Raw genomic sequence first — 7,959 nt, forward strand, 5'->3', positions numbered from 1 at the left:
AAGCCATGATCACAGTTTATTCAAAGCCGGGCTGCAAGCCCTGCAAGATGACCAAGGCCAAGCTAAATCAGATGGGCGTTAAGTACGTGGAGCGCGATGTGACGTGGGACGCCAATGCATTCGCCAACGTAGAGGCGCTGGGCTATCGCGAAATGCCGGTGGTGGTTAATGGCGAGCAGCACTGGAGCGGCTTTCGCCCTGATCTGATAGCAGCGCTGGAGGTGGGCCAATGATCATCTGGATAGCGGGTATCGCAGCTTTCGTGGGGTGCGTTTACAAAGTCGTGCGGGACGTAGACGAACACGGCGAGCCGAGGGAGCGGATTTTATGATCATGATCAGCAGTAAGGCCGGGCAGCGACTGGCTAAGGCGAAGGCCGCCCGAGATTCTTATATCAACAAGCCCGAGGTAGAGGGCGAGGATGCTATAGCAAAGGCCATCGCCAAAGAGCTGTTCGAAGCCGCCTATGCCCTTGCTGATGAGCTAATCGCCGACCGCCACCACTTGGTAGAAGGTGACTAATGATCGAGTTAACACTTCCCTTTCCGCCTTCTACCAATACCGTGTGGCGAAATCTCAAAGGCCGCACGCTGCTATCACGCAAAGGCCGCGAGTTTCGGCGCCTAGTGGGCGAATTGGTTGGCCAGCAATACGACGACGCGCCCTTACGGGGGCGCCTGTCAGTGCGCGTGACGCTCTACCCGCCGGATCGCCGCAAGCGCGACATTGATAACTACGGCGGGAAAGCCCTGCTAGACGCCCTCACTCATGCCCAGGTGTGGGCAGATGATGAGCAGATAGACCAGCTGACCATTATTCGCAGTGATAACACGAAAGGCGGCGGGTGCTTGGTGCAGATTGAGGAGGTGTTCGAGTGAAGTGGGCAGTAAAGCGTGACCCGGTAACCAAGAAGGTAATACGGGACGTGATTATCAGTGACTGCGGCCGCTATCAGATAACCAAGTTCACCTGCGGCGGCGTTGATCTATTTCTGATCTACCAAGGCGGCAACGAAATCGGCAGCGCAGAGAACGGCAACCAAGCGCGGCGCATCGCGGAACGGCACAAGGGGGCAGCATGAAAGCGACAGTCAGAACAGAGCGTTTCTACGACATCGAGATCGGCGGCGTGATGAAGGAAGGCTGGCAGGAAGTGTCGCGCTGGAATGGCTTTCAGGAACTAGCTCGCAAAGGCGAAAAACTTATCGTCGTTACTGACGATCACGGCCTTATGTTCGAGATTTTCGGCCCAACCGTTGGTGAAAGCAAAGATTCTGAACTGAAGGTGGTTTCCGCAAGCCCTGGGCTGCATGAGTGGCTGCGTAGCGAGGTGAAGGCATGACATACGACGATTGGTTAAACGTATCTAATCCATGGGCAGTGGTTGAAGCTGCTGTACGGAGCGATGTGGCAAGAGACGCGGCAGTTAAGCGCATCATCGACACCATGCTTGAGCTACAGCTAGATATGCGCCACGAGAATATTGGCTACCAGCCCTTTAGCGTTGCGGCCATGGCAGGCGAAGTAATGGGCGGAGGCGGTCGGTCAGATCAAGCCATGATTGCGGCCATGCGATACCACCCAGAGAGCGCATGGCATCGCGCCTGTGCCGCGCTACTGGATAGGCTGCCCAGGCGTCAGGCTGCAGCAATGCTTCTTCAGGCCGCCCGCATTCGCCCCGAAAAGATGGGTGATAGCGACTTCATGGTTACAGCGCGGCAAATGATAGAGAGGCAAGACCTGCTGCTTCGTCGCATTGGGTTTCGCGCAAAAACCGCGCTTCCTGATTGCGAGGAGTTGAAGGGGCTTTGCGAAGAAGTGGCTGCAATGAGCAAAGAGGAAATGGAGATATACAAGCCGCCTACTGCGGTTAGACCTTTCCACACAGTTAAAGCGCTGCAGGATTGCGCATTCAAGGCTCGCCGGTTACTGCAAGTATGGATTGAGCAGAAAGAAGTCAATAAGGCTGCTTGAGGTGGGCATATGATTGATAGAAAACCGCTTCCGTCGTTTGTAGATCTCAGAACCCAGTTTATATACGACCCTGAAACAGGGATATTGCAGTATCGAAAGAAGAAGAACAGAAAGCGGCTACTAAATACGGAGGCTGGTCGCGTGATCACGGCCTCAACTGGCACAAGATATCGTATTGTTACTGTTGAATACTCTGACAAACCATCGGAGAGCGTATTTGCTCACCGCGTAGCTTGGAAGCTTGAGACTGGGCAAGAGCCGCCTGATGAAATAGATCACCTGGATGGAGATGGTCTAAATAACGCATTCTCAAACCTGCGTGACGGTACTGGCTGCAACAACGCCCGTAACTCAGCTATGAATAAGAACAATACGTCGGGCTACAACGGAGTAATAGCGGTTAAAGGTGGGCGTTATTTAGTCAGACTTAAGTGCGAAGGCAAGGATATTTACATTGGTCGCTTTAAAGACCTTCATGAGGCTGGCAAAGCGGCTAGAAACGCCAGGTTAGAAAAGGGTTTTACTCACAGGCATGGCTTGCCTAAAAAAGATTTGCAAAACCGAGTGGATACCGTAGAATAATATTCAAGCTGTCACAGCTACGCTTAACCAGCACATATTTCAAGGCCCGCCCCCAAAAGGCGGGCTTTTTGCGTTCGGGCCACCGGACTTAAAAAACGGCAACCACATATCGCCCCTGCCGGTCGGCCCACCCTTTCCCATCCTCGCCCGAGGATTCGCCGCGCTTCCCTGCGGCTTTTTATTCTGAGGTTCCAATGCGCCTATCACCGACTGGACTTGATCTGATCAAGAGCCATGAAGGTCTGCGCCTGTCTGCGTATCAGGACGTGGTGGGCGTATTGACCATTGGCTATGGCCACACCGGCACCGTTAAGCCAGGCATGACGATTACGAAAGCTGAGGCCGAAGACATTCTGCGCCGCGACGTGGCTTCATTCGAGCAAGCGGTTAACGATCTGGTCACTGCACCGCTCAATCAAAACCAGTTCGATGCCCTGGTGAGCTTCGCTTTCAACCTGGGTCGCGGCGCCCTTGAGCGTTCTACCCTGCTCCGCAAGCTGAATGCCCGCGACTATGACGGAGCAGCCGCTGAGTTTGACCGCTGGATCAATGCAGGTGGCAAGCCCTGGGCGGGGCTGGTGCGTCGCCGGAAAGAAGAGCGCGAGCTATTCGAAAGCCCGGTTATGCCTGATGCGCCAAATCACTGGTACGACGAAGTAGATAAGCGCTTATGACTCTCGACTCCACTTTTGCACTCATTCAAATACCGCTCGCTGCGCTAACGGCAGTGTTGTATGGACGGCAATTCGCCAAGCCTGAGTCATACGGCATCCGTCGCTTCATCTGTCTTTCTATCGCTGGAGTTTCTTGCGGAATGGTGACATGGCGACTGGGCACTGTTAGCCAGATCATCGAGCCTGAATTTCGCGCGGCAGGCGGAATGCTCGTTCAAACCCTCTATCAGATTGTTGTACTCAGTGCGTACACCCTGTTGAAGGAACCAAGCGGCCAGGGAAAATAGGGGGTCGCTCATGCACGACTTACTAGTGCAATTGTGGGCAATTGCCTCATCGATCTTTTCTGATCCGCGCTTCGCCGCTGCTGCGCCCGCGTTCATCCTTTCATGGCTAATTGGAAACCGAACTACGGCGCTGACGTGTGCTGTTATCGCCTTTTGCACGATCAAACTGATTATCTGGTCCTCCTCTATTCCATTCGGAGGTGAGTATCAGATGCCCGATGAGGTGGCGATGGGGATTGGTGCAGGCATGGCCCTTATGGGCGTCCATGGCATTCAAGAGCGTGTCCATCAGATGGGCTTAAGCGCTTTCCTTAAAGCGGTCGCTGATGCGATCAAGGGGAACCGATGAAACGGCTGGTGAAGAGCTATCCGGTACCGCTTTGGATTGTCGCGCTGCTGCTCGTGGCTTGCACCTCCCTTGCCTCAGGGTGGTCGGCGTCATATGAACGACGTATGGAGCAAGCAGAGCTATATCAGCAGCGTATTGCAAGTCAGGCCGAAATGATCGCCGGGTTAATGGCTGCCAACGCCATAATTCTAGGCGGATGGCAACACGAAGCCGCTAAGGCGGGCACATTCGAGGCCCAGCGTAATCAGTGCCACGCGAGCATACTTCGGAGAGAGTGATGAAGTTATCTGATGACGCGCCTGTCTGGCATCGGCTCTGGTCTAACCAAGCCGCCCTTCTGTCTGCCATCACCATCTTGCAAGGCCTGCTCCCGTTCTGGAACGGCATTGTGCCTGATCGCTGGTTCATGATCGGCGGGGCAGTGCTATCAACAGGGGCATTCATTCTGCGCAACATCGAGCAGCCCAAGCTCAAGGCCGAGTTAGCGGAAAAGAGGCAGTCCAATGCTTGAAGCCATTATCGCGTTAGTTGTCATGCTGACAGGCGCTATCGGCGTACTGCTCAAGCAACGCAACACGGCACGCAAGAAAGCGGATGACGCAAATCGTGCAGCATCGCATGAGAGAGCCGCACGTGAGATAGAGCAGCGCATTAACGACGCAGGGGCCAAGGCCCGCAAAGAATCAGCGGAGACACAACGTGAAGCCGATAACCGTCCTGCTACTGATAGGCCCACTGGCTCTTTCCGTCGCTAGCTGCTCGACAGTCGAGTATGTACACGTCACGCCCCAATGCACGCCACCGCCCTCTCCTGTGCTTCCCAATATAGATCGCGGCGGCTTATGGGACGTGGTAGGCGACAGCCTATACCGTGACGTCGAAACGTACATCAACGCGCTATGGGCTTATGCCGATGAGCAGAGTGCGATGCTTGAGGAGCTATGCAATGAACAGCGCTGAGAAAACACTTCGCCATATTCGCCGTGTTAATGAGCTGGTAGGCGAATGCGCTATTGAGTTCATCCGCCGTGGTGCTGCGCACGATCAATCAAAGCTGACTAATGCCGAGCTTGGTCCACTGGCAGAGATCGACGATTTAATCGAGCGCGAAGGCCAGGCTGCTTTCGGCTCCGATGAATACGAGCGGCGCCGCCAAATGCTTAAACCGATGCTTGAGCATCACTACGCCCGCAACAGCCATCACCCAGAACATTACGAAAACGGCGTCAACGGCATGGACTTGTTCGACGTTCTCGAAATGGTCTGTGACTGGAAGGCAGCTTCTGAGCGTGGCGAGGAATCATCTATCAACCTAAAGGCAGCCTGCGAGCGGTTCGGCATTGATGCGCAGTTGCAAGAGATCATAACTAATCACTGCGAGCGCCAAGGCTGGAAGGTGGAGTCATGAGCAATGGATTCGAGTTAGTAGTTGGCCCGGTAATTGAATACCAGAATGAAGATGATCTAGCAGAAAAGATCAACGACGTTATGCGCGAGCCAATGATCAAATGGACTAATGAAGCCGCTAGGGGCGAATGCGGCTGGATCTGTGCTGATTGTTGCGGCCATAGCTCAGATGGAATGCCTGATGAATGTTTTTATGGTCAGCAGGGATGTACTGAAATTATTCAGCGCGACAAGAAACATGCTTATGAGCAAGTTGGCAATGCCACTTAGGGACCGAATGGCAGTAGCTAGCGCGTATCAGTGAGCGCCCCGACAGGGACGTTAGGACGCTCTCTAATGTGATATTTAGAGCCAGTCTTCAGGTGGTGGAGGCTCCTCACCTTCAAGCATTAAAACCGCTTCTATATCGCCGTCCACTTTCGCTAAAACGTACGCCACTTTGTAAGGCTTTCCCTCGATCTCGATTTCCTGCCCGCTCTGGGGTAGTGCGTCAACTTCTATTGAGCCATCAAGATCAGCTGTCTCATACCGTACTTTCATAGCCGCCACCATTGGAAATGAAAGATTTCAGCGTAGCACCAATCATTGAATAAACAGGTAACGATATGACTAAGGCTGCCAACGAGGCTGTCGATAAGCCCCGGCGGCCTCGTTTCGCCATTAGCGACGCAAAGGCCATTGCCAATCAGCGTGACTTGCAGGCTGTCGTTGTGCTGACCGTAGAGCGTGATGGCACTGTGTCAGTAGTCAGCTATGGAGAGAACAAGGCCAAGTGCAAAGCTATCGGCGAATGGGCTCAGGGCTTATGGAGTTACGCGGTATCGATTCGCCCCTTTCAAACAGTATTCGGCTGGGGTAATGGCGGAAAGCCAAAGCCTTTAGATGAGTGAGAACACCTATGACGACTAAGGCTGCTACCAAGGCGGTCGAACTGACCCCGAAGCAGTCTCGATTCGTCGATGAGTATTTGATTGACCTGAACGTGACTCAAGCTGCTACACGAGCCGGATACAGCGCGAAGACGGCAGGTAGAACCGGTCATGATCTCCTGAAAAAACCTGAAATTGCCCGTTTGATTTCTGAGCGCATGAAAGATCGCGAAAAGCGCACTGAAATTACCCAGGATCGTGTGCTGAAAGAGCTGGCCCGATTAGGCTTCGCTGACCTGCGTGACGTGTTTACCGAGACTGGCCACATTAAGCGTCCAGATGAGTGGTCCGATGCCATGGGTGCCGCCGTCTCGTCTATTGAGGTTATTGTCCGCCCTTCTGGTGAAGTTGATGACGAAGGCCGTCCCGAGGTCGAGCACGTTCACAAGATACGGTTATGGGACAAAAACAGCGCCCTTGAGAAGATTGCTAAGCACTTGGGCATGTTCACTGACCAAGGTATTGGTGATCGCAACCGGCCCATCCACGTACAGGTAGTTAACCCGCATGCCGCAGATTGAGCCTTCTTGCCCTCAGTACGATTACATGATGGCAGAGGATAGGTTCCCGGCAATGGTGGCAGGTTTTGGGGCAGGAAAGACGGAAGCGGCGGTTTTACGCAGCATCATAGGCAAGCTGGCCTATCCGACTATGAATCGCGGATTCTACGAACCTACCTACGACCTGGTTCGCATGATCGCCTTCCCTCGCTTTGAGGAAGTGCTGACCCGGCTAGATATTCCGTACAAGCTCTACAAGACGCCGCTCAACTACATCGATATTCATGGTTACGGGAAAATCTTCTTCCGCTCCATGGATACTCCTGCGCGCATTATTGGTTATGAGCATGCCGATGCTGACGTGGATGAACTGGATACGCTAAAGGCCGCTGATGCTTCCGAGGTGTGGCGCCGCATTTTGTCGCGTAACCGCCAAAAGAAACCGGACGGAAAGCCTAACACGGTAGGCGTCACCACCACGCCGGAAGGCTTCCGGTTTGTCTACCAGACGTGGAAGCAGAACCCTGGCCCTGGTTACCGCATCATTCAAGCGCCGACCGAATCAAACCCGCATTTGCCAGATGGCTACATTGCCTCTTTGCGGGATATATACCCAGAAGCACAGCTGCAAGCCTATCTGATGGGCGAGTTCGTCAACCTGACGAGCGGGACGGTATATCACACGTTTAGCCGTGACCTTAATAACAGCGATATCGTGCAGCAGCGTGGTGAGCACCTTCACGTCGGTGTCGATTTCAACGTACAGAACATGTCTGCAGTGGTTCACGTTATCCGTGATGGCGACCCGGTGGCCGTAGGCGAGCTAACTGGCGTGCTTGATACCCCGGCCCTAATCGACCTGCTGAAAGACCGCTACCCTGACCACCGCATCACGGTTTACCCCGACGCTTCGGGTAAAGGTCGAAAGACTGTCGATGCGTCAATCAATGACCTGGCCTTGCTGCGCCAAGCTGGTTTCGCCGTACAGGTAGATAACGCCAACCCGAGCGTGCGTGACCGTGTTCTGACTATGTGCGCCGCGTTCAGCAATTCCAAAGGTGAGCGAAAGTACCGAGTCAACGTGAAACGCTGCCCTGAATATACCGCATGCCTTGAGCAGCAGGCGTATGACAAGCACGGCGCGCCGGATAAGACGCAGGGCCTCGACCACGCGCCGGACGCTGCCGGGTACTTCATTCATCGCATGTTCCCGATTAATAAGCCACGGGCTTCATCTGTAACCCAATTGAGACTTTAA

Annotated in this window: 20 protein-coding genes; 19 read left to right on the forward strand and 1 reads right to left on the reverse strand. The window is 54.0% G+C overall.

The window, feature by feature from the left end; translation table 11 throughout:
• Positions 1-5 precede the first annotated feature (5 nt).
• The 16 genes from ELY25_RS09170 to ELY25_RS09245 all read left to right on the forward strand — a co-directional run bounded on the left by ELY25_RS09170 (position 6) and on the right by ELY25_RS09245 (position 5,542).
• Positions 6-233 (forward strand): glutaredoxin family protein, encoded by a 228-nt coding sequence (locus ELY25_RS09170; protein ID WP_126950980.1) that lies wholly within the window; start codon positions 6-8, stop codon positions 231-233.
• Between the two features lie 94 nt (positions 234-327).
• The gene (locus tag ELY25_RS09175) at positions 328-522 is read left to right on the forward strand and encodes a hypothetical protein (RefSeq protein WP_126950981.1); all 195 of its coding nucleotides are present in this window, start codon (positions 328-330) and stop codon (positions 520-522) included.
• Entirely contained in the window at positions 522-878 is a 357-nt protein-coding gene (locus ELY25_RS09180) for a RusA family crossover junction endodeoxyribonuclease (RefSeq protein ID WP_126950982.1), read from the forward strand. Before ELY25_RS09175 ends, ELY25_RS09180 begins: the two co-directional genes overlap by 1 nt.
• The gene (locus ELY25_RS09185) at positions 875-1,081 is read left to right on the forward strand and encodes a hypothetical protein (protein WP_126950983.1); all 207 of its coding nucleotides are present in this window, start codon (positions 875-877) and stop codon (positions 1,079-1,081) included. The genes ELY25_RS09180 and ELY25_RS09185 overlap by 4 nt, the downstream gene beginning before the upstream one ends.
• Positions 1,078-1,341, forward strand: a complete 264-nt coding sequence (locus tag ELY25_RS09190) for a hypothetical protein (protein WP_126950984.1) — start codon at positions 1,078-1,080, stop codon at positions 1,339-1,341. The genes ELY25_RS09185 and ELY25_RS09190 overlap by 4 nt, the downstream gene beginning before the upstream one ends.
• Positions 1,338-1,973: a hypothetical protein gene (locus ELY25_RS09195; protein WP_126950985.1), complete on the forward strand. Its 636-nt coding sequence runs from the start codon at positions 1,338-1,340 to the stop codon at positions 1,971-1,973. Before ELY25_RS09190 ends, ELY25_RS09195 begins: the two co-directional genes overlap by 4 nt.
• Positions 1,974-1,982: 9 nt before the next feature.
• Positions 1,983-2,555 (forward strand): HNH endonuclease signature motif containing protein, encoded by a 573-nt coding sequence (locus ELY25_RS09200; RefSeq protein ID WP_126950986.1) that lies wholly within the window; start codon positions 1,983-1,985, stop codon positions 2,553-2,555.
• 194 nt (positions 2,556-2,749) lie between these two features.
• Positions 2,750-3,229, forward strand: a complete 480-nt coding sequence (locus ELY25_RS09205; RefSeq protein ID WP_126950987.1) for a lysozyme — start codon at positions 2,750-2,752, stop codon at positions 3,227-3,229.
• Positions 3,226-3,516 (forward strand): hypothetical protein, encoded by a 291-nt coding sequence (locus ELY25_RS09210; RefSeq protein WP_126950988.1) that lies wholly within the window; start codon positions 3,226-3,228, stop codon positions 3,514-3,516. The genes ELY25_RS09205 and ELY25_RS09210 overlap by 4 nt, the downstream gene beginning before the upstream one ends.
• A 10-nt stretch (positions 3,517-3,526) precedes the next feature.
• Entirely contained in the window at positions 3,527-3,865 is a 339-nt protein-coding gene (locus ELY25_RS09215; RefSeq protein WP_126950989.1) for a hypothetical protein, read from the forward strand.
• Complete coding sequence (locus ELY25_RS09220) at positions 3,862-4,143, forward strand: hypothetical protein (protein WP_126950990.1); 282 nt, start codon at positions 3,862-3,864, stop codon at positions 4,141-4,143. The genes ELY25_RS09215 and ELY25_RS09220 overlap by 4 nt, the downstream gene beginning before the upstream one ends.
• The gene (locus tag ELY25_RS09225) at positions 4,143-4,376 is read left to right on the forward strand and encodes a DUF7940 domain-containing protein (protein WP_126950991.1); all 234 of its coding nucleotides are present in this window, start codon (positions 4,143-4,145) and stop codon (positions 4,374-4,376) included. The genes ELY25_RS09220 and ELY25_RS09225 overlap by 1 nt, the downstream gene beginning before the upstream one ends.
• Entirely contained in the window at positions 4,369-4,620 is a 252-nt protein-coding gene (locus ELY25_RS09230) for a hypothetical protein (RefSeq protein WP_126950992.1), read from the forward strand. The genes ELY25_RS09225 and ELY25_RS09230 overlap by 8 nt, the downstream gene beginning before the upstream one ends.
• Positions 4,565-4,825 carry a hypothetical protein gene (locus ELY25_RS09235; RefSeq protein WP_126950993.1) on the forward strand — a complete coding sequence of 87 codons (261 nt, stop codon included), beginning with the start codon at positions 4,565-4,567 and terminating at the stop codon, positions 4,823-4,825. The genes ELY25_RS09230 and ELY25_RS09235 overlap by 56 nt, the downstream gene beginning before the upstream one ends.
• On the forward strand, positions 4,812-5,273 hold the full coding sequence (locus tag ELY25_RS09240; protein WP_126950994.1) for a DUF5662 family protein: 462 nt from the start codon (positions 4,812-4,814) through the stop codon (positions 5,271-5,273). Before ELY25_RS09235 ends, ELY25_RS09240 begins: the two co-directional genes overlap by 14 nt.
• A complete protein-coding gene (locus tag ELY25_RS09245) occupies positions 5,270-5,542 on the forward strand; it encodes a hypothetical protein (protein ID WP_126950995.1) in 273 nt (90 codons plus the stop codon). Before ELY25_RS09240 ends, ELY25_RS09245 begins: the two co-directional genes overlap by 4 nt.
• 75 nt (positions 5,543-5,617) lie before the next feature.
• Here ELY25_RS09245 and ELY25_RS09250 read toward each other — a convergent pair whose 3' ends face one another.
• A complete protein-coding gene (locus ELY25_RS09250) occupies positions 5,618-5,812 on the reverse strand; it encodes a hypothetical protein (RefSeq protein WP_126950996.1) in 195 nt (64 codons plus the stop codon).
• Between the two features lie 65 nt (positions 5,813-5,877).
• On the opposite strand from ELY25_RS09250, the gene ELY25_RS09255 reads away from it, so the two are divergent.
• From ELY25_RS09255 to ELY25_RS09265, 3 genes are read left to right on the forward strand one after another with little or no spacing between them, the layout of a single operon-like run.
• Complete coding sequence (locus ELY25_RS09255; RefSeq protein WP_126950997.1) at positions 5,878-6,162, forward strand: hypothetical protein; 285 nt, start codon at positions 5,878-5,880, stop codon at positions 6,160-6,162.
• Between the two features lie 8 nt (positions 6,163-6,170).
• Complete coding sequence (locus ELY25_RS09260) at positions 6,171-6,722, forward strand: terminase small subunit (protein ID WP_126950998.1); 552 nt, start codon at positions 6,171-6,173, stop codon at positions 6,720-6,722.
• A complete protein-coding gene (locus ELY25_RS09265) occupies positions 6,709-7,959 on the forward strand; it encodes a terminase large subunit domain-containing protein (RefSeq protein ID WP_221885496.1) in 1,251 nt (416 codons plus the stop codon). Before ELY25_RS09260 ends, ELY25_RS09265 begins: the two co-directional genes overlap by 14 nt.

The organism is Vreelandella populi, assembly GCF_003989825.1.
In the GTDB taxonomy this organism is placed as follows: Bacteria; Pseudomonadota; Gammaproteobacteria; order Pseudomonadales; family Halomonadaceae; genus Vreelandella; species Vreelandella populi.